Annotated in this window: 19 protein-coding genes and 1 pseudogene; 15 read left to right on the top strand and 5 right to left on the bottom strand. The window is 58.9% G+C overall.

Translation table 11 applies throughout. The annotated features are described in order from the left end of the window. Positions 1 to 75 precede the first annotated feature (75 nt). The 3 genes from dapC to ACQ4MY_RS02195 all read left to right on the top strand — a co-directional run bounded on the left by dapC (position 76) and on the right by ACQ4MY_RS02195 (position 2908). The gene (dapC, locus tag ACQ4MY_RS02205; RefSeq protein ID WP_440093465.1) at positions 76 to 1275 is read left to right on the top strand and encodes a succinyldiaminopimelate transaminase; all 1200 of its coding nucleotides are present in this window, start codon (positions 76 to 78) and stop codon (positions 1273 to 1275) included. Between the two features lie 167 nt (positions 1276 to 1442). After that, the gene (locus tag ACQ4MY_RS02200; RefSeq protein WP_440093464.1) at positions 1443 to 2171 is read left to right on the top strand and encodes a M12 family metallopeptidase; all 729 of its coding nucleotides are present in this window, start codon (positions 1443 to 1445) and stop codon (positions 2169 to 2171) included. 95 nt (positions 2172 to 2266) lie between these two features. Further along, the gene (locus ACQ4MY_RS02195) at positions 2267 to 2908 is read left to right on the top strand and encodes a hypothetical protein (protein ID WP_008081688.1); all 642 of its coding nucleotides are present in this window, start codon (positions 2267 to 2269) and stop codon (positions 2906 to 2908) included. A 12-nt stretch (positions 2909 to 2920) separates the two neighbouring features. Here the strand turns inward: ACQ4MY_RS02195 and ACQ4MY_RS02190 are convergent, their stop codons facing one another. Then, on the bottom strand, positions 2921 to 4552 hold the full coding sequence (locus tag ACQ4MY_RS02190; protein WP_440093462.1) for a Na+/H+ antiporter: 1632 nt from the start codon (positions 4550 to 4552) through the stop codon (positions 2921 to 2923). Positions 4553 to 4831: 279 nt separating this feature from the next. Here ACQ4MY_RS02190 and ACQ4MY_RS02185 point away from each other — a divergent pair, with 279 nt between their 5' ends. The 4 genes from ACQ4MY_RS02185 (at position 4832) to ACQ4MY_RS02170 (ending at position 8007) form a co-directional block, all read left to right on the top strand. After that, positions 4832 to 5194 carry an ArsC family reductase gene (locus ACQ4MY_RS02185; RefSeq protein WP_003222107.1) on the top strand — a complete coding sequence of 121 codons (363 nt, stop codon included), beginning with the start codon at positions 4832 to 4834 and terminating at the stop codon, positions 5192 to 5194. Between the two features lie 33 nt (positions 5195 to 5227). Then, on the top strand, positions 5228 to 6262 hold the full coding sequence (dapD, locus tag ACQ4MY_RS02180) for a 2,3,4,5-tetrahydropyridine-2,6-dicarboxylate N-succinyltransferase (protein ID WP_008078452.1): 1035 nt from the start codon (positions 5228 to 5230) through the stop codon (positions 6260 to 6262). A gap of 132 nt (positions 6263 to 6394) precedes the next feature. Beyond that, complete coding sequence (locus ACQ4MY_RS02175; RefSeq protein ID WP_440093460.1) at positions 6395 to 7600, top strand: aminotransferase class V-fold PLP-dependent enzyme; 1206 nt, start codon at positions 6395 to 6397, stop codon at positions 7598 to 7600. Then, on the top strand, positions 7597 to 8007 hold the full coding sequence (locus ACQ4MY_RS02170; protein WP_440093458.1) for a SufE family protein: 411 nt from the start codon (positions 7597 to 7599) through the stop codon (positions 8005 to 8007). Before ACQ4MY_RS02175 ends, ACQ4MY_RS02170 begins: the two co-directional genes overlap by 4 nt. A gap of 141 nt (positions 8008 to 8148) precedes the next feature. On the opposite strand, the gene tcdA is transcribed toward ACQ4MY_RS02170, so the two are convergent. After that, entirely contained in the window at positions 8149 to 8967 is an 819-nt protein-coding gene (tcdA, locus tag ACQ4MY_RS02165) for a tRNA cyclic N6-threonylcarbamoyladenosine(37) synthase TcdA (RefSeq protein WP_008078446.1), read from the bottom strand. A 226-nt stretch (positions 8968 to 9193) separates the two neighbouring features. Here tcdA and ACQ4MY_RS02160 point away from each other — a divergent pair, with 226 nt between their 5' ends. From ACQ4MY_RS02160 to ACQ4MY_RS02145, 4 genes are all read left to right on the top strand, one after another. After that, complete coding sequence (locus ACQ4MY_RS02160; protein WP_440093456.1) at positions 9194 to 11782, top strand: glycosyltransferase; 2589 nt, start codon at positions 9194 to 9196, stop codon at positions 11780 to 11782. A 205-nt stretch (positions 11783 to 11987) separates the two neighbouring features. Beyond that, the gene (gene dapE / locus ACQ4MY_RS02155; protein WP_440093454.1) at positions 11988 to 13139 is read left to right on the top strand and encodes a succinyl-diaminopimelate desuccinylase; all 1152 of its coding nucleotides are present in this window, start codon (positions 11988 to 11990) and stop codon (positions 13137 to 13139) included. Beyond that, positions 13139 to 13948 carry a putative RNA methyltransferase gene (locus ACQ4MY_RS02150; RefSeq protein ID WP_440093452.1) on the top strand — a complete coding sequence of 270 codons (810 nt, stop codon included), beginning with the start codon at positions 13139 to 13141 and terminating at the stop codon, positions 13946 to 13948. The genes dapE and ACQ4MY_RS02150 overlap by 1 nt, the downstream gene beginning before the upstream one ends. Before the next feature lie 76 nt (positions 13949 to 14024). Further along, entirely contained in the window at positions 14025 to 14402 is a 378-nt protein-coding gene (locus tag ACQ4MY_RS02145; protein ID WP_150594540.1) for a hypothetical protein, read from the top strand. Positions 14403 to 14493: 91 nt separating this feature from the next. Here ACQ4MY_RS02145 and ACQ4MY_RS02140 read toward each other — a convergent pair whose 3' ends face one another. Continuing rightward, complete coding sequence (locus tag ACQ4MY_RS02140) at positions 14494 to 14703, bottom strand: cold-shock protein (RefSeq protein ID WP_007908870.1); 210 nt, start codon at positions 14701 to 14703, stop codon at positions 14494 to 14496. 238 nt (positions 14704 to 14941) lie between these two features. Between ACQ4MY_RS02140 and plsB the strand changes: the two genes are divergently transcribed. The 4 genes from plsB (at position 14942) to ACQ4MY_RS02120 (ending at position 19387) form a co-directional block, all read left to right on the top strand. Then, positions 14942 to 17440, top strand: a complete 2499-nt coding sequence (gene plsB / locus ACQ4MY_RS02135; protein ID WP_440093450.1) for a glycerol-3-phosphate 1-O-acyltransferase PlsB — start codon at positions 14942 to 14944, stop codon at positions 17438 to 17440. Positions 17441 to 17537: 97 nt separating this feature from the next. Continuing rightward, the gene (locus tag ACQ4MY_RS02130) at positions 17538 to 18221 is read left to right on the top strand and encodes a hypothetical protein (RefSeq protein ID WP_008078423.1); all 684 of its coding nucleotides are present in this window, start codon (positions 17538 to 17540) and stop codon (positions 18219 to 18221) included. A gap of 50 nt (positions 18222 to 18271) precedes the next feature. After that, positions 18272 to 18670 carry a YbaY family lipoprotein gene (locus ACQ4MY_RS02125; RefSeq protein ID WP_003222082.1) on the top strand — a complete coding sequence of 133 codons (399 nt, stop codon included), beginning with the start codon at positions 18272 to 18274 and terminating at the stop codon, positions 18668 to 18670. A 27-nt stretch (positions 18671 to 18697) separates the two neighbouring features. Further along, on the top strand, positions 18698 to 19387 hold the full coding sequence (locus ACQ4MY_RS02120; protein WP_008078422.1) for a DUF4197 domain-containing protein: 690 nt from the start codon (positions 18698 to 18700) through the stop codon (positions 19385 to 19387). A 125-nt stretch (positions 19388 to 19512) separates the two neighbouring features. Here ACQ4MY_RS02120 and ACQ4MY_RS02115 read toward each other — a convergent pair. Both ACQ4MY_RS02115 and ACQ4MY_RS02110 read right to left on the bottom strand, forming a co-directional pair. Next, positions 19513 to 20604 (bottom strand): annotated as a pseudogene (locus tag ACQ4MY_RS02115) (Fic family protein); the annotation flags it as partial. A 691-nt stretch (positions 20605 to 21295) separates the two neighbouring features. Continuing rightward, a complete protein-coding gene (locus tag ACQ4MY_RS02110) occupies positions 21296 to 24367 on the bottom strand; it encodes an efflux RND transporter permease subunit (RefSeq protein WP_440093448.1) in 3072 nt (1023 codons plus the stop codon). Positions 24368 to 24370 lie beyond the last annotated feature (3 nt).

The raw sequence follows: 24370 nt of genomic DNA, 5'->3' as shown, positions 1-24370 counted from the left end.
CGAGCAGGCTCACTCCTACAGGTTTTGTGGATGGCGGGTATTGAGGCAATCCCTCCCACATTCAACGAGGCCCCAATGAACAACGCTCTGAACCAGCTCCAGCCCTACCCGTTCGAGAAGCTCCGTGCCCTGCTCGGCACCGTCACGCCGAGCCCGGACAAACGCCCGATCGCCCTGTCGATTGGCGAGCCGAAACACCGCTCGCCAGGTTTTGTCGCCGAAGCACTGGCGAACAGTCTGGATCAGATGGCGGTCTATCCGACCACCCTGGGCATCCCAGCCCTGCGCGAAGCCATTGCCAGCTGGTGCGAGCGGCGTTTTGGCGTGCCGAGCGGCTGGATCGATCCGGCGCGCAACGTGCTGCCGGTCAACGGCACCCGTGAAGCGCTGTTCGCCTTCACTCAGACCGTGGTCAATCGCGGCGATGACGCTCTGGTCGTCAGCCCGAACCCGTTCTATCAAATCTATGAAGGCGCCGCGTTCCTTGCCGGGGCCAAGCCGCACTACCTGCCATGCCTCGACGAAAACGGCTTCAACCCGGATTTCGACGCGGTGTCGCCGGACATCTGGAAGCGCTGCCAGATCCTGTTCCTGTGCTCGCCGGGTAACCCGACCGGTGCGCTGATCCCGGTCGATGTGCTGAAAAAACTCATCGCCCTGGCCGACGAATACGATTTCGTGATTGCTGCGGACGAGTGCTACAGCGAGCTGTACTTCGACGAACAAACACCACCGCCCGGCCTGCTCACCGCATGCGTCGAACTGGGCCGCAAGGATTTCAAACGTTGCGTGGTCTTCCACAGCCTGTCCAAGCGCTCCAACCTGCCAGGCCTGCGCTCCGGTTTTGTTGCTGGCGATGCCGACATCCTCAAAGGCTTTCTGCTGTACCGCACCTATCACGGCTGCGCGATGCCGGTGCAAACGCAACTGGCCAGCGTTGCCGCGTGGAACGACGAAGAACACGTGCGCGCCAACCGTGCGCTGTACCGTGAGAAGTTTGACGCGGTACTGGAAATTCTCAGTCCGGTGATGGACGTGCAGCGTCCGGATGGCAGCTTTTATTTGTGGCCGAATGTGAACGGTGATGACGCGGCGTTCTGCCGTGATTTGTTCGAACAAGAGCATGTCACTGTCGTGCCGGGTTCTTATCTGTCCCGAGATGTCGATGGCGTTAATCCGGGTGCCGGCCGTGTGCGTATGGCGCTGGTTGCGCCGTTGGCTGAATGTGTTGAAGCGGCGGAACGAATTCGTGCGTTTTTTACCCGTCAGAAATAAATAGCTGAAAACCGTGCCAGGCAATCTGGCACGGTAACTTGCGCTTGCAAGTTACACTTCAAAACAACTGATCACTCCCTCTTTCGGCCCTCACGACTTACTCTTGAGTCGCGAATTTCATCGCATAAAATTCAACATTAATTACAACTTCAGGGAAGAAGATAAAGATGAATGATCTCCAGGATTGCAAACTCCTACAGTGGCCGGATGATCTCGCTGGTTATGAGGCGGCCATTAAAGAGAATCCGGCGAACGTAACTTCCGCCAGCGGCGGTCGACGCAAACGCTCGCTGATCAACTATTCAAAACTGTGGGCCAATGGTCGAACGCTGACCATCGCCTTCATCGACGACGTCGATCCTGATCACAAACGCAAAATCATGGAGGCAGCTGTTCGCTGGATTCCATACGTTAATCTGAGTTTCGAGTTTGTCGATGACCTGCAAGGTGATATTCGCATCGCCACAAAGAATAATTACAACAGTTCCATGCTCGGCACAGACGCGCTGCTGATTCATCCTGATTGGCCAACGATGAACCTGGGCGTCAAACCGGATCATGAAGACTTTGAAACCATTGTCACCCACGAGTTTGGCCATGCTCTGGGCGCCATGCACGAACACCAGCACCCGCAGGCCGACATCCCTTGGGACAAACCGAAAGTGTACGACTATTACCAGAACCGCGAGATGGGGCCGCTGACCCCGGAGCAAGTGGACTTCAACCTGTTCACGCCATTCAACACCCTCGAAGCGATTTACACCGAGTACGACCGTAAATCGATCATGCATCATCCGGTATCTAACGATTTGACTTTAGGCGACTGGGAGAACCCGATCAATCGCGAGATCAGCAAGAAAGACATCAAGATGATGAGCTTGCTCTATCCCCAATAAGCAATCTCGCAAAAACAAGGAAGTTAAACCATGTTATCCAATTCAACTTACGCCCCCGCCCTGTCCCAGACAAATTCGTGTGGAGTGCATTACTGATGTGGGCTAAAAAAAATCCATCGAAACTGTGGACTCCCGGCCGTATTCTTCGTATCGCCTTCCTCAATGGCACGCAAGAGTTCAAAGACGCGACCATCGCGGCAGCCAGCAATTGGTTGCCACACATCAACTTGAAGTTTGATTTCGTTGAGGGTGTCGAGGGGGATATCCGCATACTTAGCAACGATGGCGTTTTCTCGTCCAATATTGGCACTGACGCATTACTCAATACCCATACAGCGACGATGCAGCTCTGGCCTCACCCGGCCATTCACGCGCGTTATTTCGCCGCGAATGTGATGCATGAGTTCGGCCATATGCTGGGTGCGGAACACGAACAGATCCACCCGGCAGCCGCAATTCCATGGAATGTGCCCGCCATCTACGAAAGACACGGCATTACCGATAATCCTGATGAGGATAACTACGAGGCGAACAGGAAGCGCCAATGGCTACACCGTGAGTATCTTGATCGGGCAGCCACCGAAGACAGCATTTGCTCGGACTACGACCGCAAGTCGATCATGCACTACGTCATCTACCAATCCTGGACCACAGGCGATTTTCAGAACTTTCTTAATCTGGAGCTCAGCGAAAAAGATAAAGCCTTCATGGCGAAGGCTTACCCCTGCCCGGTGTAAACCCGGGCCTGGTTATTTCACCTGTCCCAGATTTGCCTCGCTCAAATCAAGTTCACCCAACACTTCACGTAACACGTCATCACCAATCTGGTGATGACGGCTGAGACTATAGAGTTCGAGGCGCTGCGCGCGCAGCGCCTTCAAACGTAAACGTCGCTCCAGCAGATCCATCTGAAACGCCATCGCCTGCGCTTCGGCGGAGTCGTTGAACACGTCAAGTTGATGGCGATATTCGGACATGATCCGCGCCTTGAGTTCTGCCGCCAGCGCTGCTTGTGCAGCATCTTGCGGCGGTAACTCTTCAGTTTCCAGAGAGTGAATCGCCGCTTCGGCGGTTTTGCGCCAGGCATCGCGGACTTCCTGACGACGCTTGTCGTCCGGACTCTTTTCGATGCCGCGCAGCAATAGCGGCAGCGCGATGCACGCCGACACCAGTGACAGCAGAATTACCCCGGCGGCGATGAAGATCAGCAAGTCCCGTTCAGGAAAGACGTCGCCGCCCATCAACATCGGCACCGACATCACACCCGCCAGCGTCACCGCTCCGCGCACGCCACCGACCGTCAGCAGCCAGCAGGAACGTGCGGTCGGCACTTGAGTCAGCTCGCCTTTACCGCGCAAACGCCGCAGCAACACTGACAAACGCCAGATGCTCTGCACCCAGATAAACCGCAGCAATACCAACGCGAGGAAAATCGCCACGACGTCGAGGCAGCGATAGAACAATGTCGGCCACAACGTCGGTTCGTGGCTGACCACGGCTTTGATGATGTCCGGCAATTGCAGACCGAGCAGCAGGAAAATCAAGCCGTTGAAGGCGAATTCCAACAGTGACCAGACGCTGCGATTGAGCAGGCGGGTGCTGGTCTGGCGTGGCAACAAGTCGAGCCAGCTCTGCATCATCCCTGCCGCCACTGCCGACAGAATGCCGGAGACGCCGAGGCGTTCAGCCAATACATAAGCAGCGAACGGCAGCAGCAACATGAACACCACGTGGGTCGCCGGATCGTCCCAGCCGCGCGCGATCATCCACGAGCGCAGGCGCCCGACCAGCCAGCTCAACGCCACGCCGACCGCCAGACCACCGAGCGCCACCACGACAAAGGTCAGGCTCGCGTTGGTCAGCGAGAACACGCCAGTGATGGCTGCGGCCAAGGCGAACTTGAACGTCACCAGGCCAGAGGCGTCGTTCATCAACGCCTCGCCCTGCAGGATGTGCATCAGCGGCGTCGGCAAGCGATTCTGCGAAATTGCCGAAACCGCCACGGCGTCGGTCGGTGACAGCACAGCGGCCAGGGCGAAAGCCACCGGCAACGGAATCGCCGGCAATAACCAGTGAATGAAATAGCCCGCACCGACCACGGTGAACAGCACTAACCCGACCGCCAGCGTCAAAATCGGCCCGCGCAGATGCCAGAATTCGCGTTTGGGCATGCGCCAGCCATCGGAAAACAGCAGCGGCGGCAGGAACAGAAACAGGAAGAGTTCGGGGTCGAGGGCGACGTGCAGACCCAGCGTCGGCCATGCCAGCAAGGCGCCAGCGGCGATTTGCACCAAAGGCAGCGGCAGCGGAATGACCCGTCCGACCAGACGCGAAACGCTGACCAGCATCAGCAGGATCAGGACGGTATAAGCAGTTTGCATAAAGCGAAAATCTCAGACAATCGACAGCGTTGAACTGCCATATTAGCCGCTTAGCATGCGTCTGGCGTTTGCACCTATGTCGCACACGCCCCAAATGATGTCCGCCAAACAATGTGTAGGAGCTGCGGCACGCTGCGATTTTTTGATCTTTGAAGACACAATCAAAAGATCGCAGCCTCGTTTCACTCGACAGCTCCTACAGGGTTTTGCGTATTCGCCGAAGGGTCATGGCATAATCCGTCACCATTTTTCTCCAGCACCTGTAAAGGGGGCAATTCCTTGACCGTTTCAAGTAAAACGTTGCACCTTTTCGGCATCAAAGCCTGCGACACCATGAAAAAGGCGCGCACCTGGCTTGATGAACACGCTGTCAGCTACGACTTTCACGACTACAAGACCGCCGGCATTGACCGTGAGCACCTGACCCAATGGTGTGACGAGCACGGCTGGCAAACGGTGTTGAACCGCGCAGGCACGACCTTTCGCAAACTCGACGACGAACGCAAAGCCGATCTCGACCAGTCGAAAGCCATTGAGCTGATGCTCGCTCAACCCTCGATGATCAAGCGCCCGGTGCTCGATCTCGGTGACCGAACCCTGATTGGCTTCAAGCCAGATATCTACGCGGCCGCTCTGAAGTAAGCAGCCCGTCACTCTTTGTAGAGGTGTATTTACATGTCCAATTCCCTGTTCAGCATCGCCTTTGGTGTCGGCACTCAGAACCGTCAAGGCGCGTGGCTGGAAGTGTTCTACGCACAGCCACTGCTCAACCCATCGGCCGAACTGGTCGCCGCTGTCGCGCCGATCCTCGGTTACACCGAAGGCAACCAGGCCATCACCTTCACCACCGCTCAGGCGGCGCAACTGGCTGAAGCCGTGAAAGGCATCGACGCCGTACAAGGCAAGCTGCTGACCCGTCTGGCCGAGAGCCACAAGCCGCTGGTCGCCACCCTGTTGGCCGAAGATGCACAGCTGACCTCGACGCCTGAGGCTTACCTCAAGCTGCACCTGCTGTCGCACCGTCTGGTCAAGCCGCACGGCGTGAGCCTGGCCGGGATCTTCCCGCTGCTGCCGAACGTAGCGTGGACCAGCCAGGGCGCCATCGACCTGAGCGAACTGGCCGAACTGCAACTGGAAGCCCGTCTGCGCGGCGACCTGCTGGAAGTGTTCTCGGTGGACAAGTTCCCGAAAATGACCGACTACGTGGTTCCGGCCGGCGTGCGTATCGCTGACGCGGCACGTCTGCGTCTGGGCGCTTACGTCGGTGAAGGCACCACCGTGATGCACGAAGGTTTCATCAACTTCAACGCCGGCACCGAAGGCCCGGGCATGATCGAAGGCCGCGTTTCCGCTGGCGTATTCGTCGGCAAAGGTTCCGATCTGGGCGGCGGTTGCTCGACCATGGGCACCCTGTCGGGCGGCGGCAACATCGTCATCAAGGTCGGCGAAGGCTGCCTGATCGGCGCCAACGCCGGTATTGGTATTCCATTGGGCGACCGCAACACTGTGGAGTCGGGCCTGTACGTGACCGCCGGCACCAAGGTGGCGCTGCTCGACGAAAACAACAACCTGGTTAAAGTCGTGAAGGCGCGTGAGCTGGCCGGTCAGACTGACTTGCTGTTCCGCCGCAATTCGGAAACCGGCGCTGTGGAATGCAAAACCCACAAATCGGCGATCGAACTGAACGAAGCGCTGCACGCTCACAACTAAGCGTTAGACGATCCATTGTAGGAGTGAGCCTGCTCGCGATGCTTTTAGCGCCCTCACAGACGCCATCGCGAGCAGGCTCACTCCTACAGGGTCTGGCGTACATCCCGCCCCTCTTCACCAGGGCTAAAAACTGTGATGATTCCCTCCCCCTGGCGTGCCGATTTTCCGGCCATCGCCGCGCTGCAACGGCAAGACCAGACCTATCTGGACAACGCCGCCACCACGCAAAAACCCCTAGCCCTGCTCGACGCGCTGACGCATTACTACGCCAACGGCGCGGCCAATGTGCATCGTGCGCAACACCTGCCCGGCGCCCATGCCACGCAGGCGTTCGAGGACAGTCGGCTGAAGGTCGCCCAGTGGCTGAATGCCGGTGACAACGGACAAATCATCTTCACCCACGGCGCCACCAGTGCGCTGAATCTCCTGGCCTATGGCCTGGAACATCTTTTCCACCCGGGCGATGAAATTGTCATCAGCGCCCTGGAGCATCACGCCAACCTGCTGCCGTGGCAGCAACTGGCACAACGGCGCAACCTGAAACTGGTGATTTTGCCGCTGGATGCCGACGGCTTGATCGACCTCGCTGCGGCTGTGCATTTGATTGGCCCGCGCACGCGATTGCTGGCGGTCAGTCAGTTGTCCAACGTGCTCGGCGCATGGCAGCCATTGCCGGCGCTGCTGGGCATGGCCAAGGCGCAGAACGCGTTGACCGTGGTCGATGGCGCGCAAGGCGTGGTTCATGGTCGGCACGATGTGCAGGCGCTGGGTTGCGACTTTTATGTGTTTTCCAGCCACAAGCTGTATGGGCCGGATGGTTTGGGTGTTCTGTTCGGGCGCAATGCTGCGCTTGAACAACTAAAGCCTTGGCAGTTTGGCGGCGAAATGGTGCTGGAAGCCAACTACCACGACGCTCGTTTCCGCCCGGCGCCATTGGGTTTCGAGGCCGGCACGCCACCGATTGCCAGTGTGATCGGCCTCGGCGCGACGCTCGATTATCTGACCGGGCTCGATCAGGACGCAGTGTCGGCGCATGAAGCCGCGCTGCATGATTATCTGCTGCGAGGCCTCGCCGCTCGCAACGGCATTCGCCTGCTCGGCAAGCCGCAATTGGCGCTGGCGAGTTTTGTCGTCGAAGGTGTGCATAACGCCGATCTGGCGCACTTGCTGACCGAACAAGGCATTGCCGTGCGCGCCGGGCATCATTGCGCGATGCCGTTGCTGAAAAGCTTTGAGCTGGCCGGGGCGATTCGGGTGTCGCTGGCGTTGTACAACGATTCCGAGGATCTGGAACGGTTCTTTGAAGCGCTGGATCAGGCGCTGGAGCTGTTGCGATGAGCTTGCCGGTCGAGGCTGCCGAGGCACTACAGACTTTTCAGAATGCCGCTGGCTGGGAACAGCGCGCGCGGTTGTTGATGCAGTTTGGTGATCGTTTGCCGCCGCTGGATGACGCGGACAAGTGCGAGGCCAACCGGGTACATGGCTGTGAGAGTCAGGTATGGCTGGTGGGGGAATTGCGTGACGGTCACTGGCAGTTCAGCGCCAGCAGCGATGCGCGGATGATTCGTGGGTTGGTGGCGCTGTTGCTGTTGCGGGTTAACGGCTTATCGGCGGCTGAGTTGCAGCAAGTTGATCTGCCGGACTGGTTCAATCAGCTCGGCCTTTCGCGCCAGCTATCGCCCTCGCGCAGCAATGGCCTGAATGCCGTGCTCCAGCGAATGAATGAGCTGGCCTCCACCCTGTAGGAGCTGCCGCAGGCTGCGATCTTTTGATCTTGAAAACAGGATCAAAAGATCGCAGCCTCGTTTCACTCGACAACTCCTACAGGGGAATGCATTCCAATTGTAGGAGTGAGCCTGCTCGCGATGAGGCCATAAGCCCCAGCATCAAACCTGAGGTTTGACCCGCTCCGCCGGGCGCCGAACACCCGCGACAATCTTGTCCACAGCCTTGGTCGCCGCGACCATGCCGAACGTCGCCGTGACCATCATCACCGCGCCAAACCCACCCGCGCAGTCCAACTTCACGCCGTCTCCCACAAAACTCTTCTGCAAACAAATGCTGCCATCCGGCTTCGGATAACGCAGTTGCTCCGTAGAAAACACACACGGCACGCTGTAATGACGGGTCACGGTGCGCGAAAAACCGTAATCGCGACGCAACGTCGAGCGCACTTTCGAGGCCAGCGGGTCGTTGAACGTGCGGTTGAGGTCACACACCTGAATCAGCGTCGGATCAATCTGCCCGCCCGCGCCGCCGGTGGTGATGATCTGAATCTTGCGGCGTTTGCACCAGGCAATCAGCGCAGCTTTGGCGTTGACCGCGTCGATGCAGTCGATCACGCAATCGATGTTCGGCGTGATGTATTCGGCCATCGTGTCGCGGGTGACGAAGTCGGCGACCGCGTGCACGGTGCAATCCGGGTTGATCCCGCGCAGACGCTCGGCCATCACCTCGACCTTGGGTTTGCCGACGGTGCTGTCCAGCGCGTGCAACTGGCGATTGGCGTTGCTGACGCAGACGTCATCTAAGTCGAACAGCGAAATCTCGCCGACGCCACAACGGGCCATGGCTTCCGCCGCCCAGGAACCGACGCCACCGACGCCGACGATCGCCACATGCGCCGCGCGCAAACGCGCCAGGCCTTCGATGCCATACAAACGGGCGATGCCTGCAAACCGCGGATCTTCTGTACTCATGACCATTACCCCAAAAACCGGCGCGCATTATAGGGCTACACAGCGACAAGTTTTAAGCTTCGAGCTACAAGTGTAAGAACTTAAGTCAAAGTCGGCTGCCCAATGTCGGGCATTTCCCTGTCAGATGTACGACTGGCGGACTGCCGGTGTAGGATGCGCGCCCTTTTGCAATAAGAAAGGCGCAACGCCAACCGACTCCTTCGTTCCACAGCCTTTGGAACCCGAAATAGCTATGTCATCGCGTAAATTTGGACTCAACCTGGTGGTGGTTCTGGCAATCGCTGCCCTGTTCACCGGTTTCTGGGCGCTGATCAATCGCCCGGTTTCCGCGCCGAACTGGCCGGAGCAGATCTCCGGTTTCTCCTATTCGCCATTCCAGCAGGGACAATATCCGCAGAAGGATCAGTATCCGTCTGACGAAGAAATGCGCCGCGACCTGGAGATCATGAGCAAGCTGACGGACAACATCCGCATCTACTCGGTCGACGGTTCGCTGCAAGACATCCCGAAACTGGCTGAAGAATTCGGCCTGCGCGTGACGCTGGGGATCTGGATCAGCCCCGATCAGGAACGCAACGAACGGGAAATCCAGCGCGCCATCGAACTGGCCAACACCTCGCGCAGCGTGGTTCGCGTGGTGGTCGGGAACGAAGCGATCTTCCGTAAGGAAATCACTGCGCAAGAGCTGAGCGTGTTGCTCGATCGTGTGCGCGCGGCGGTGAAAGTGCCGGTGACCACCTCCGAGCAATGGCACGTCTGGGAAGAACACCCGGAGCTGGCCAAGCACGTTGACCTGATCGCTGCGCACGTTCTGCCTTATTGGGAATTCATTCCGGTCGACAAGGCTGGGCAGTTCGTTTTCGACCGTGCCCGCGACTTGAAAAAACTCTTCCCGAAGAAACCGCTGCTGCTCTCAGAGGTTGGCTGGCCGAGCAACGGTCGCATGCGCGGTGGCGCCGATGCATCGCCGGCGGATCAAGCGATTTACCTGCGTACGCTGGTCAACAAGCTTAACCGCCAAGGCTTCAACTACTTCGTGATCGAAGCATTTGACCAGCCGTGGAAGGCCAGCGACGAAGGTTCGGTCGGCGCGTACTGGGGCGTGTTCAACGCCGCGCGTCAGCAGAAATTCAACTTCGAAGGCCCGGTCGTGGCGATTCCGCAATGGCGCGTGCTGGCGATCGGTTCGGTGGTGCTGGCGCTGTTGTCGCTGACTTTGCTGATGATCGACGGCTCGGCCCTGCGTCAGCGTGGGCGGATCTTTCTGACCTTTATCGCCTTCCTTTGCGGTTCGGTGCTGGTGTGGATCGGCTACGACTACAGCCTGCAATACAGCACGTGGTTCAGTTTGACGGTCGGCTTCCTCTTGGCGCTCGGCGCGCTCGGGGTGTTCATTGTGTTGCTCACCGAAGCGCATGAACTGGCCGAAGCGGTGTGGATTCACAAACGCCGGCGCGAATTCCTGCCGGTCGAGGGCGACTCCAACTACCGCCCGAAAGTCTCGATTCATGTGCCGTGCTACAACGAGCCGCCGGAGATGGTCAAACAGACCCTCGACGCCCTCGCCGCACTCGATTATCCGGACTATGAAGTCCTGATCATCGACAACAACACCAAGGACCCGGCTGTGTGGGAACCGGTGCGTGACTACTGCGCAACCCTCGGCCCGCGCTTCAAGTTCTTCCACGTCTCGCCCCTGGCCGGTTTCAAGGGCGGCGCGCTGAACTACCTGATTCCGCACACCGCCAAAGACGCCGAAGTGATCGCCGTGATCGACTCCGATTACTGCGTGCACCCGAAATGGCTGAAGCACATGGTGCCGCACTTCGCCGACCCGAAAATCGCCGTGGTGCAGTCGCCGCAGGATTATCGCGACCAGAACGAAAGCACCTTCAAGAAGCTCTGCTACGCGGAATACAAAGGCTTCTTCCACATCGGCATGGTCACCCGTAACGACCGTGACGCGATCATTCAGCACGGCACCATGACCATGACCCGTCGTTCGGTTCTGGAAGAATTGGGTTGGGCTGACTGGTGCATCTGTGAAGACGCCGAACTCGGTCTGCGCGTGTTCGAAAAAGGCCTGTCGGCGGCGTATTACCACGACAGCTACGGCAAGGGTCTGATGCCGGATACGTTTATCGACTTCAAAAAGCAGCGCTTCCGCTGGGCTTACGGTGCGATTCAGATCATCAAGCGCCACACCCGCAGCCTGCTGCGCGGCAAGGACACCGAACTGACGCGCGGCCAGCGTTACCACTTCCTCGCGGGCTGGTTGCCGTGGGTCGCGGACGGGATGAACATCTTCTTCACCGTCGGCGCGCTGTTGTGGTCGGCGGCGATGATCATCGTGCCGCAGCGGGTCGATCCGCCGCTGCTGATCTTCGCAATCCCGCCGTTGGCGCTGTTCGTGTTCAAGGTCGGCAAGATAATCTTCCTCTACCGTCGCGCCGTCGGCGTGAACCTGAAAGATGCCTTCTGCGCGGCATTGGCCGGGCTGGCGTTGTCGCACACCATCGCCAAAGCGGTGCTGTACGGCTTCTTCACCACCAGCATTCCGTTCTTCCGCACACCGAAAAACGCCGACAACCATGGTTTCTGGGTGGCGATTTCCGAAGCGCGTGAAGAGCTGTTCATCATGCTGCTGTTGTGGGGCGCGGCGCTGGGGATCTATCTGGTCAACGGCATCCCGAGCAACGACATGCGTTTCTGGGTGGTGATGCTGCTGGTGCAATCGCTGCCGTATCTGGCGGCGCTGATCATGGCGTTCCTGTCGTCGCTGCCGAAACCTGCGGCCAAACCTGAGCCTGCCGCCGCTTGATTGGTTGTTGCATAACGTCAAACGGCGGCCTTCGGGTCGCCGTTTTGCATTAGAATGGTCGCCTTTTTCAATGCCAACAAACTCGGTAGGAGCTGCCGCAGGCTGCGATCTTTTGATCTCGCTGTTGATTTCAAGAAACAAAATCAAAAGATCGCAGCCTGCGGCAGCTCCTACAGGTTTACCGTGCGCACCCCGGAGTTATTACATGACGGCCCACGCCGACCTTTCGCCGACCCTTCAACTCGCCATCGACCTGATCCGCCGTCCGTCCGTGACGCCGGTCGACGCCGATTGCCAGAAGCAGATGATGCAGCGCCTGGGCGATGCCGGTTTCAGCCTCGAGCCGATGCGCATCGAAGATGTGGATAACTTCTGGGCCACCCACGGCACCAACGACGGCCCGGTGCTGTGCTTTGCCGGCCACACCGACGTGGTGCCGACCGGCCCGGTCACCGCGTGGCAGATCGACCCGTTCAACGCCCTGATCGATGAACACGGCATGCTCTGCGGCCGTGGCGCGGCAGACATGAAAGGCAGCCTGGCGTCGATGACCGTCGCCGCCGAGCGTTTTGTCGCCGACTACCCGAATCACAAGGGTAAAGTCGCGTTTCTGATCACCAGCGATGAAGAAGGCCCGGCGCACCACGGCACTAAAGCGGTGGTCGAGCGTTTGGCCGCGCGTAACGAGCGTCTGGACTGGTGCATCGTCGGCGAACCGTCGAGCACCGCGCTGGTCGGCGACGTGGTGAAAAACGGCCGTCGCGGCTCGCTCGGTGCCAAGCTCACCGTCAAAGGCATCCAGGGTCATGTGGCCTATCCGCATCTGGCGAAGAACCCGATCCACCTCGCCGCTCCAGCGCTGGCCGAACTGGCCGCCGAGCATTGGGATCACGGCAACGATTTCTTCCCGCCGACCAGTTTCCAGATCTCCAACGTCAACTCCGGCACCGGCGCGACCAACGTGATTCCGGGCGATCTGGTGGCGGTATTCAACTTCCGTTTCTCCACCGAATCGACCGTCGAAGGCCTGCAGAAACGCGTGGCCGACATCCTCGACAAACACGATCTGGACTGGCACATCGACTGGGCGCTGTCCGGCCTGCCGTTCCTTACCGAACCGGGCGCGCTGCTCGACGCGGTGTCGGCGAGCATCAAGGACATCACCGGCCGCGAGACCAAAGCGTCGACCAGCGGCGGGACTTCCGATGGCCGTTTCATCGCGACCATGGGCACACAAGTGGTTGAACTGGGCCCGGTCAACGCGACCATTCACCAAGTCAACGAGCGCGTATTGGCGGCAGATCTCGACGTACTGACCGAGATCTACTACCAGACCCTGATCAAGTTGCTCGCCTGATGCTTGCTTGCCCGATCTGCAGTGAGCCGCTGAATGCGGTGGATAACGGCGTGGTCTGCCCCGCCGGCCACCGCTTCGACCGTGCGCGGCAGGGTTACCTGAACCTGCTGCCGGTGCAGCACAAAAACAGCCGCGACCCTGGCGACAACCAGGCCATGGTCGAGGCGCGCCGCGACTTTTTGAACGCCGGCCATTACGCGCCGGTGGCCAAGCGCCTGGCCGAGCTGGCGGCGAGTTATGCGCCGGGGCGCTGGGTCGACATCGGTTGTGGCGAGGGTTATTACACCGCGCAAATCGCCGAGGCCTTGCCGAACGCCGATGGCTACGCGCTGGACATCTCCCGTGAAGCGGTCAAACGCGCGTGCAAACGTAACCCGGCGATTAGCTGGTTGATCGCCAGCATGGCCCGTGTGCCGTTGGCGTCGGGCAGTTGCCAGTTTCTCGCCAGCGTTTTCAGCCCGCTGGATTGGGAAGAAGCCAAGCGATTGCTCAGCGTCGGCGGCGGTCTGATGAAAGTCGGCCCGACCAGCGGCCATCTGATGGAACTGCGCGAACGCCTGTACGACGAAGTGCGCGAGTACACCGACGACAAGCATCTGGCCCTCGTGCCGGAAGGCATGGCGCTGGCGCACAGTGAAACCCTGGAATTCAAACTGACCCTGAACAAGCCCGAGGATCGCGCCAACCTGTTGGCGATGACACCCCACGGCTGGCGCGCCAGTACCGAGCGTCGCGCGGCGGTGATCGAACAGGCCGAGCCGTTCGAGACCACCGTGTCGATGCGCTACGATTATTTCGTTCTTCAATAAACTTTTGGCCTCGGGCGAGTGCCCGGGGCCGGCTAAATCCGCGAGTGGATTTTTCAGACCCGCAGTGAGGACATCCATGCGCCAACCGGATATCGAGATTTACCTGAAAGACGCCGACGTCGACCACAAGGCCATTTCCGCTTGGCTGGGCGCCGCATTGGGCCCATGCACCGACTGGGTTCAGAAAGGTCAGACCTACAAGTGCAAGGCCGGCAATGTGCCGGTGACCTGGCTGCCGAAAGCCGTGGGCAAGTGGAACAGCCTGTACCTGGAAAGCGACCAGACCCCATGGGACGACGACATCGCCTGCGCACGTGCAGCGTTTGCCGCGCTGAACGTCGAAGTGCGTTGCGCGCCGGGCACATGGGTCGAGGAAGAAGGTGAAGAGACGGCAGATCGCTGGATGCGCATCAGCGAAGACGGTGAAGAAGAAATCACCTGGAAAACCGCTTAAACACAAAAGATCGCAGCCTTCGGCAGCTCCTACAGGGTCATGTGTACACCTGTAGGAGCTGCCGAAGGCTGCGATCTTTTGATCTTCAAGGTTACAGGCCTACAACATCCTCAGCCTGCAAACCCTTCTCGCCAGTAATCACCGCGTACTCGACCTGCTGACCTTCAGTCAGCGACCGGTGCCCTTCGCCGCGGATCGCGCGGTAGTGCACGAACACGTCCACCCCGTCTTCGCGCTGGATAAAGCCGTAGCCCTTGGCGTCGTTGAACCACTTCACGTTGCCGGTTTCACGGGTTGCCATCTGTTCATACTCCTTTTTTATTATTGAACAGGCTTTTCGCAGGAAAGCCTTTGCGGAACATCAACCTGCGTCCGACGTCCATAAAAGGGCCCCGGCGACAGACCGCCGAGTATATGACAGGCGCGAAAAGTCTCAACAGGAGATTACTTCGCCGCTTTTTTGCCGATTTTCGTCCAATACGGCACACTATCGACCGCCCGAGCAAACGCTCGGTTTTATCCACTCACGCAGAAGCCGTATGACCCGCTCCCCGTTCCGTCGTCTTGTGTTTGGCACCTTGCGCCGACTGTTGTACCTCTGGGTTCGCTCGGAGACGATCAACCAGTCGTCGTTCACCCTCAACCTCGACCGCAGTCGTCCGGTGTTCTACGTCCTGCAAAACCCTTCGCTGACCGATCTGGCGGTGGTCGACACCGAGTGCACCAAGGCCGGCCTGCCGCGTCCGGTGCTGCCGGTGTCGGTGGGTTCGCTGATTGAACCGGCGGCGTTTTTCTACCTGACGCCGGATCCCGACTGGCTCGGTCGTCAGGACAAGCGCGGTGCGCCGCCGACCCTGACCCGACTGGTTAGTGCGCTCACGCAGAACGCTGCTGAAGACGCACAGATCATTCCGGTCAGCGTGTTCTGGGGTCAGTCGCCGGACAGCGAAAACAGTCCGTGGAAGTTGCTGTTCGCCGACAGCTGGGCAGTTACCGGACGTCTGCGTCGGCTGCTGAGCATCATCGTCCTCGGCCGCAAAACCCGCGTGCAATTCTCCGCACCGATTCACCTGCGCGAGCTGATCGAGCACAACAAGGGTCACGAACGCACTGTGCGCATGGCCCAGCGGATCCTGCGCGTGCACTTCCGCAACCTCAAAGCAGCAGTGATCGGCCCGGACATTTCCCACCGCCGTAACCTGGTCAAAGGTCTGCTCAACCAGCCACTGGTCAAACAAGCGATCCTCGACGAAGCCGAGCGCGAGAACATCTCCCCGGAGAAAGCCAAGGCCCAGGCCCTGCGCTACGGCAACGAGATCGCCTCGGATTACACCTACACCGCGATCCGCTTTCTGGAGGTGGTACTGAGCTGGTTCTGGAACAAGATTTACGACGGCATCAAGGTCAACCACATCGAAGGCGTGCAGAAGGTCGCCCAGGGTCACGAAGTGATCTACGTGCCGTGCCACCGCAGCCACATCGATTACCTGCTGCTCTCGTATTTGCTGTTCCGCAATGGCCTGACCCCGCCGCACATCGCCGCCGGGATCAACTTGAACATGCCGGTAATCGGCAGCCTGCTGCGGCGCGGCGGCGCGTTTTTCATGCGCCGCACCTTCAAGGGCAATCCGCTGTACACCTCGGTGTTCAACGAATACCTGCACACCCTGTTCACCAAAGGCTTCCCGGTCGAGTACTTCGTCGAGGGCGGCCGCTCGCGCACCGGGCGCATGCTGCAACCGAAAACCGGCATGCTCGCGATCACCCTGCGCAGCTTCCTGCGTTCGTCGCGCATGCCTATCGTGTTTGTACCGGTGTACATCGGTTACGAGCGCGTGCTGGAAGGTCGCACCTACCTCGGCGAATTGCGCGGGGCGAGCAAGAAGAAAGAATCGATCTTCGATATTTTCAAAGTCATTGGCGCGCTCAAGCAGCGTTTCGGTCAGGTCGCGGTGAACTTCGGCGAGCCGATCAAGCTGGCGGAATTCCTCGACGCCGAGCAACCGGATTGGCGCCAACAGGAATTCGGCCCGCAGTACAAACCGGCGTGGCTCAACGAAACCACCAACCGCCTCGGTGAGAAAGTCGCGCAGCATTTGAACGAAGCGGCGGCGATCAACCCGGTCAATCTGGTAGCGCTGGCGCTACTGTCGACTACGCGTCTGGCGCTCGATGATCGCGCCATGGCGCGAGTGCTGGATCTGTATCTGGCGCTGCTGCGCAAAGTCCCGTATTCGCCGCACACCACGCTGCCGGAAGGCGACGGCCGCGCGTTGATCGAGCATGTAAAAGACATGGACCTGCTCGCCGAGCAGAACGATGCGCTGGGCAAGATTCTCTATCTGGACGAGCAGAACGCCGTCCTGATGACTTACTACCGCAACAACGTGCTGCACATCTTCGCCCTGCCGGCGCTGCTGGCGAGCTTCTTTCAGAGTGCGTCGCGCATGAGCCGCGAACAGATCCTGCGCTACACCCGCGCGCTGTACCCGTACTTGCAGTCGGAGCTGTTCATTCGCTGGACGCTGGACGAACTCGACGGTGTGGTCGATCAATGGCTGGAGGCGTTCGTCGAGCAAGGTTTGCTGCGTTTCGAGAAGGATGTGTACCTGCGTCCGGCACCGAGTTCGCGGCATTTTGTGTTGCTGACACTGCTGTCGAAAAGCATCGCCCAGACCTTGCAGCGTTTCTACATGACCGTGTCCTTGCTGCTCAACAGCGGTCAGAACAGTATCAGCGCCGAAGAGCTGGAAGACCTCTGCACGGTCATGGCCCAGCGCCTGTCGATCCTCCATGGCCTCAACGCCCCGGAGTTTTTCGACAAGAGCTTGTTCCGTCACTTCATCCAGACCCTGCTCGACCTCGACGTGCTGCGTCGCGACGAGGCCGGCAAGCTCAGCTACCACGAACTGCTCGGTGAATTGGCCGAAGGTGCGGCCAAACGTGTGTTGCCGGCGGATATTCGTTTGTCGATTCGCCAGGTTGCTTTGCATCGCAGTGAAGATGCGGCTGAAACGGCAGTCACTGCCGAAGGCTGAAACTTGCTGATAACTAACGGAGCGCCGGCCGGGTTCTCCCGTTAGTTGATTCGTGAATAAATAGGCTCACTTTAATAATCGCGATAAGGATATCGAGATGAGCCTGTTACACGACCAAACTCCCATCGTCACCGTCGACTTCCGTCTGCCCACCGATTTCCGCGCGCCCGCTGGCGGCGAAAATGAAACGGTGGTCAGCGTCAAAGCCATTACTTTAACTTCTCCGATTACCATCAAAGACTGGCGACACTCTTCAGTCTTCGATGTCGACTGGAAGTTCTCTTTCCCGCATCACTACAGCGAGGTTGGCGTTAAGTATCAAATCAATATCCAGATGTTCCATAACCAACGCCCCTTGCTGGTTGAACAGGACTACTTTGTGATCGTCAACAAGGCTCCGCACCGTCAAACGCTACACCTGAGCCCGATCGGTTTTCTCTACGTCGAAGTGCAGGAGGCTCGCTCGATCTCTGCGCACGAAGCGGTCTCAATCAGCTTGCACGATACTGCCCTCGCAACAGAACTTGCCCGCGTCACTCACGACGAACAAACGGCCACTTCGTTCTATCTGCAATATGACCCGCAAAGCGTCATACCCGGTAAACGCTATACATTGAGCGGCATTGAAAATCGCTACCACCAATCCATTGAGGTGACGCCCCGGCACGTTGAACTGGCGCCGGATTCGCAAAACCTGCGCTCGCGGTTACTGCAGAAAATCTCGCAGTGGCTGGAGAAACCGTTACGTTTGTTCACTGACGCTGATGGCAAAATCCACTAGATTTCCCTTTAACGCCGGGATTCTTCCGGCGCAAAGCATTAGAGGCTCCAATGAAAAAACTCACCCTGCTCGCCGCTGCCACGCTGTTGAGCGCCTGCCAATCGACCACACCTGCCGGCAAGGTCGGCCTCGACGGTGAAGTGTTCTACCTGCAGCGCATCGCCCTGCCACCGAGCGCAACCCTCAGCGTCAGCTTGCAAGACGTCTCACTGGCCGATGCGCCAGCAGTAGTGCTGGACGAGCAAAAAGGCCCGGTCAAAGGCCAGGTGCCACTGCCCTTCCACTTGAGCTACGATCCGGCGCAGGTCAAACCCGGCCATCGTTATTCGGTCAGCGCGCGCATTGAAGTCAACGGTGAGCTGATGTTTATCACCACCGAAAACCACGCCGTACAACTCGACGGCAACGATCCGCAGCCGCTGAAAATCCGCGTCGACGCCATTCGCTAATCGCTTTTAACGTACAAGGAAGCCGCCATGCTCCGCCCTACCCTTCGCTTCGCCGGCCTCTGCGCGGGCTTGATGATTTGCGCCAACGCCATGGCCCTGTCGCTCAGTGACCTGTCGCAAAAAGACGCCACCGGAGGCCTCAAGGATGCCTTGACTCAAGGCGCGCAAATCGCCGTCAAACAACTCGGCACCCCGGGCGGCTTCAGCAACAACCCGGAGGTGAAAATCGAACTGCCGGGCAAACTCGGCAAAGCTGCCAGCAAAATGAAAGCCTTCGGCATGGGCGCCCAGGTTGAAGAACTCGAAACCGCGATGAACAAAGCGGCGGAAAGCGCGGTGACCCAGGCCCAGCCAATCCTCGTCGACGCCGTGAAGAAAATGAGCGTCGCCGACGCGAAAGGCATCCTCAGCGGCGGCCAGGATTCGGCCACGCAATACCTCGACAAATCCAGCCGCGAACAAATCCGCGCCAAGTTCCTGCCAATCGTCAAGCAAGCGACCGACAAGGTTGGCGTGGCGCAGAAGTACAACTCGTTCGCCGGCCAGGCCGCAGCGTTCGGTGTGGTCGATGCGAAGAGCGCGAACGTCGAAAACTACGTGACCGAGCAGGCGCTGAATGGCTTGTTCGAAATGATCGGCAAACAGGAAGAAACCATCCGCCAGAACCCGGCCGCTGCGGCGACGAGTCTGGCGAAGAAAGTCTTCGGCACGTTGTAACGTCACCTGTAGGAGCTGCCGCAGGCTGCGATCTTTTGATCTTGAGTATCTGTATCAAAGACAGATCAAAAGATCGCAGCCTTCGGCAGCTCCTACAGGGTTTTCTGTCAGGCTGCATGGGTCTTGTAGACCACGCTCTTGCGGTACACGTCCGTGAACCGACTCACCGCTCGCTGAATCACCGAAAACTGAAACTCGATGAAGTACGTCAGATCCAGCTCATCCGCTTCGCTATGCAAATAAGACCGCCCATACTTCACCGGCGCATTGCGCAGCAGCAAACTGATCGCAATGTAGCGAAACGCCGCAAATTCATTCTTGAACATGAACCAGTAAAACAACGCCCGCGCGACCCGCCCGTTACCGTCGCGAAAAGGATGCTCGTAGCCCAAGGCAAAATGCAGTGTGATCGCCTTGATCAGCGGATGCACATCCCCCTTCTCCTGAGGTGATCCCTCAGGCAAATTGATCCAGTCCGACAACCTCTCCAGCCGCAAAACCAGCCCGGCAGCAGGCGGAGGACGATGCACCGTATTACCCGCCCCGTCCTGAACGACCACCTCATCATTCTTCCTGAAAACACCCGGAGAATATTGCTCGTCAGCAATCCCCTCCACACCCACCCGATGCATCGCTGCGATCAAATCCACACTCATGGCTTCAAAGCGTTTTTCCCACGCAAAATTCATCATCCTGTAATTGCCCATCACCATCCGCTCATCCGGCGTACGCGGCTGACACCGGTGCCTGAGCATGTCCTTGGCCACACGCGTAGTAGTCGCGGCGCCCTCCAACTGACTACTGGCGATGGCCTCATCCTCAATCAAATCATTAAGCAAATAACTGCAATGCGCCTGCTCTCCGATCTGACGGGTCATGTAATCCAGAGCGGCAGAAGTCGTCTGCCGATCCACCAACAACAGCGTGATCTGCGCCAGCGGCGTCAGCACATATTTGCCCCACTGCACCGGCTCGCCAAGCGGCAACAGATTGACGTACTGCGCCACCCGCGCCTTCTTGACCAACGCCCAGCACACATTCACATCCAACCCGGACGCCCAGCGATAACGCAACGCCTCGAAAGGCAGATAGCGGCCCTGATCATCCAGCGGCTTGAGCAACGCCAGATAATCCGCCAGACGCTGCTTGTGCGGCGAGCGCAGCAGAAGGTTGAACACGGGATCGGATCGGCCTTTGAAGACTGGCGGGGTTTTCATGAAAGCGAGGACTCGAGGCTGCTGAAAACAGATGCTGGAGTACAACACCCGAGGGCGACAGGCTCAATATCAGAGGTTTCTGAAAAAGATGTAGGAAGGAAGTAGAGTCAATTCAGGCTGAGATTGGTCGTCTGTCAGGCCGTCATCGCTAGCAAGCCCGCTCCCGCAGTTGGATGGTGTTGAATCAGACAGAGCATGGTTGGCTGTCAGGCCGTCATCGCGAGCAGGCTCACTCCTACAATTGGATCGTGTACATCCGGGCAGAAACAAGTTGGCTGTCAGGCCGCCTTCGCGAGCAAGCTCGGCTCCTGCAAAAGCAAGATCAAAAGATCGCAGCCTTCGGCAGCTCCTACATGGAATCGTGGCGAACCCGCACCCACAATCAGGCCGAGTGTCAGCTCGCCTGCTTTTGATCTTGGAGCCCGTCGGGAGGCTGAGAGGAGGGATTCATACGGGGAAAGCATCGAGGGAGGTGCAGCGCAGCAAACCGTAGACGATGCCCCCGGATGAACCCGGAGCGAAGGAACCCGAGCCTTAGCGAGGGCCGGACGTCAGGGCACAGACCTTTGGTTCCTTTGGGGCGTTTGCCAAAGGGACTCGCTGTAAAAGCGAAACCGCCAGCGGCAACCCCCGCAGAAACGGATATTCACAAAGAACACCCAGAGCATGGTCGGCCCAAAGGCCGCCAAGCTCAAACGGATTCCCGCCGAACCCTGAACCAAGCCGCATACAACGCCGGCAAAAACAACAGCGTCAAAGCCGTAGCAACAATCAACCCGCCCATGATCGCCACCGCCATCGGCCCGAAAAACACACTGCGCGACAACGGAATCATCGCCAGCACCGCCGCCAGCGCCGTCAACACAATCGGCCGAAACCGCCGCACCGTCGCCTCGATAATCGCCTGCCAAGGCCTCAGTCCCGAGGCAATATCCTGCTCGATCTGATCCACCAGAATCACCGAATTGCGCATGATCATCCCGGACAACGCAATCGTCCCCAACATCGCCACAAACCCGAACGGCTGACGGAACACCAGCAAAAACAACACCACCCCGATCAACCCCAGCGGCGCCGTCAAAAACACCATCGCCGTGCGCGAAAAACTGCGCAACTGCACCATCAGCAATGTCAGCACCACGACGATGAACATCGGCACCCCGGCATTCACCGACTTCTGCCCACGCTCGGAATCCTCCACCGTGCCACCGACCTCCAGCAAATAGCCGTCAGGCAATTCAGCCCGCACCGGGTCCAGCGTCGGCATGATCTGCTTCACCAGCGTCGCCGGCTGCTCCTTGCCATAAATATCCGCCCGCACCGTCACCGTCGGCAGACGATTGCGGCTCCAGATAATCCCCTCTTCGAAACCGTACTCCAGCGTCGCAATCTGCGATAAAGCCACGCTGCGACCGTTATCCGTCGGTACCGCCAGACTCGGTAACAGCGACAACTCAGTACGCTCATGCACCGTGCCGCGCAGCAGAATCTCGATCAACTCATTGTCTTCGCGATACTGACTGACACTCGACCCGGTCAACGAACTCTGCAGGAATTTCGCCAGATTGGCCGTGCTCACGCCCAGCGCCCGCGCGCGGTCCTGATCGATGTTCAGGTACACGACTTTGCTCGGCTCTTCCCAATCCAGATGCACATTGACCACATGCGGATTCTCGCGAACCCTCGCCGCAACTTTTCGCGCCAGCGCGCGGACTTCTTCGATGTGTTCACCGGTCACCCGGAACTGCACCGGATAACCTACCGGCGGGCCGTTTTCCAGGCGCGTAACCCGTGAGCGCATGGCCGGGAATTGTTCATCAAGCGTCGCGATCAACCAGCTGCGCAGCGCCTCACGCTCTTCGATGGTCTTGGCCAACACCACAAACTGCGCAAAGCTTACGGCCGGTAATTGCTGATCCAGCGGCAAGTAGAAACGCGGCGAACCGGTGCCGATATAGGCCACATAGTTGTCGATGCCGGCGTGTTCCTTGAGCATCGCTTCCAGTCGTTTGACCTCTGCGGCGGTATTGGCCAGCGAGGCACCTTCGGCCAACTTCAGATCAACCATCAGCTCCAGCCGGTTGGAGGCCGGGAAGAACTGCTGCGGCACGAAGCGGAACAACATCACCGAGGCGATAAACAGTCCTACCGTCAACACAATCACAGTCTTGCGGTGAACCACACACCACTCGACCAGACGCCGAACCCGCTGATAAAACGGCGTGCCATACGGATCGGGTTGACCATCGCCGGAGCCATGTTTGGCCGCGTGAATTTTCGCCAGATCCGGCAGGAGCTTTTCCCCCAGATACGGCACAAACACCACCGCCGCCACCCATGACGCGAGCAGCGCAATGGTCACCACCTGAAAGATCGAGCGCGTGTATTCGCCAGTGCCCGATTGCGCGGTGGCAATCGGCAAGAAACCGGCAGCGGTGATCAACGTACCGGTGAGCATCGGGAACGCCGTGCTGGTCCAGGCGTAACTCGCGGCGCGGATGCGATCGAAGCCCTGCTCCATTTTGATCGCCATCATTTCCACAGCAATGATCGCGTCGTCCACCAACAGACCCAGCGCCAGCACCAGCGCGCCGAGGGAAATCTTGTGCAGGCCGATGCCCAGGTAATACATGCAGGCAAAGGTCATCGCCAGCACCAGCGGAATGGTCAGCGCGACGACCATCCCGGTGCGCACGCCGAGGGAGAAGAAGCTCACCAGCAACACGATCGCCAGCGCTTCGACCAACACCTGGACGAACTCGCCAACCCCGGTTTTCACTGCTGCCGGCTGATCGGAGACCTTGCGCAACTGCATGCCGGCCGGCAGGTTTTTCTGGATGCGCGAGAACTCGACTTCCAGCGCTTTACCGAGCACGAGAATATCGCCGCCATCCTTCATCGCGACCGCCAGACCCAGCGCGTCTTCGCCCATGAAGCGCATGCGCGGTGCCGGAGGATCATTGAAACCGCGCCGCACATCAGCGACATCGGAGATGCGGAACGTACGATCACCGACGCGGATCGGGAAGTTTCTTATCTCATCGACTGTCTGAAAATTCCCCGAGACCCGTAGCTGCAATCGCTCGCTACCAGTTTCAAAGAACCCGGCGGTCGACACGGCGTTCTGTTCTTGCAGCGCCTGTTGCACCGCCGCCAGTGGTAATCCGAGGGTTGCCAGTTTGACGTTGGACAGTTCGACCCAGATTTTTTCGTCCTGCAAACCGAGCAGTTCGACCTTGCCGACGTCCTTGACCCGTTGCAGCTGGATCTGGATGCGATCGGCGTAATCCTTGAGCACTGCGTAATCGAAACCATCGCCGGTCAGCGCATAGATATTGCCGAACGTGGTGCCGAATTCATCGTTGAAGAACGGCCCCTGAATGTCCGGCGGCAAGGTCTGGCGGATATCGCTGACCTTCTTGCGCACTTGGTACCAGAGGTCGGGAATTTCCTTGGAATGCATCGAGTCGCGGGCGATAAACATCACCTGCGATTCACCGGGACGTGAAAACGAGACGATGCGCTCGTACTCGCCGGTTTCCATCAGTTTCTTTTCGATGCGTTCGGTGACCTGGCGCGAGACTTCCTGAGCCGTCGCGCCCGGCCAGCGAGTCTGGATGACCATGGCCTTGAAGGTGAACGGTGGGTCTTCACTCTGGCCGAGTTTGGTGTAGGACAACGCGCCGACAATGGCCAGCAAAAGCATCAGGAACAGTACGATCTGGCGATTACGCAGCGCCCATTCGGAAAGGTTGAAGCGCATCGG

This window comes from Pseudomonas sp. SM4 (assembly GCF_051913165.1).
Lineage (GTDB): Bacteria > Pseudomonadota > Gammaproteobacteria > Pseudomonadales > Pseudomonadaceae > Aquipseudomonas.
Note: the sequence above shows the minus strand (reverse complement) of the source record. Positions and strands in the feature narration are given on the sequence as shown.

Coding starts and splice junctions, on each gene's coding strand:
- ACQ4MY_RS02200 (WP_440093464.1), top strand. CDS start 1,443: ATGAATGATCTCCAGGATTGCAAACTCCTACAGTGGCCGGATGATCTC.
- ACQ4MY_RS02150 (WP_440093452.1), top strand. CDS start 13,139: ATGCTTGCTTGCCCGATCTGCAGTGAGCCGCTGAATGCGGTGGATAAC.
- ACQ4MY_RS02195 (WP_008081688.1), top strand. CDS start 2,267: ATGTGGGCTAAAAAAAATCCATCGAAACTGTGGACTCCCGGCCGTATT.
- ACQ4MY_RS02190 (WP_440093462.1), bottom strand. CDS start 4,552: ATGCAAACTGCTTATACCGTCCTGATCCTGCTGATGCTGGTCAGCGTT.
- ACQ4MY_RS02125 (WP_003222082.1), top strand. CDS start 18,272: ATGAAAAAACTCACCCTGCTCGCCGCTGCCACGCTGTTGAGCGCCTGC.
- ACQ4MY_RS02140 (WP_007908870.1), bottom strand. CDS start 14,703: ATGGCAACCCGTGAAACCGGCAACGTGAAGTGGTTCAACGACGCCAAG.
- ACQ4MY_RS02170 (WP_440093458.1), top strand. CDS start 7,597: ATGAGCTTGCCGGTCGAGGCTGCCGAGGCACTACAGACTTTTCAGAAT.
- dapE (WP_440093454.1), top strand. CDS start 11,988: ATGACGGCCCACGCCGACCTTTCGCCGACCCTTCAACTCGCCATCGAC.
- ACQ4MY_RS02130 (WP_008078423.1), top strand. CDS start 17,538: ATGAGCCTGTTACACGACCAAACTCCCATCGTCACCGTCGACTTCCGT.
- plsB (WP_440093450.1), top strand. CDS start 14,942: ATGACCCGCTCCCCGTTCCGTCGTCTTGTGTTTGGCACCTTGCGCCGA.
- tcdA (WP_008078446.1), bottom strand. CDS start 8,967: ATGGTCATGAGTACAGAAGATCCGCGGTTTGCAGGCATCGCCCGTTTG.
- ACQ4MY_RS02160 (WP_440093456.1), top strand. CDS start 9,194: ATGTCATCGCGTAAATTTGGACTCAACCTGGTGGTGGTTCTGGCAATC.
- dapC (WP_440093465.1), top strand. CDS start 76: ATGAACAACGCTCTGAACCAGCTCCAGCCCTACCCGTTCGAGAAGCTC.
- dapD (WP_008078452.1), top strand. CDS start 5,228: ATGTCCAATTCCCTGTTCAGCATCGCCTTTGGTGTCGGCACTCAGAAC.
- ACQ4MY_RS02120 (WP_008078422.1), top strand. CDS start 18,698: ATGCTCCGCCCTACCCTTCGCTTCGCCGGCCTCTGCGCGGGCTTGATG.
- ACQ4MY_RS02145 (WP_150594540.1), top strand. CDS start 14,025: ATGCGCCAACCGGATATCGAGATTTACCTGAAAGACGCCGACGTCGAC.
- ACQ4MY_RS02110 (WP_440093448.1), bottom strand. CDS start 24,367: ATGCGCTTCAACCTTTCCGAATGGGCGCTGCGTAATCGCCAGATCGTA.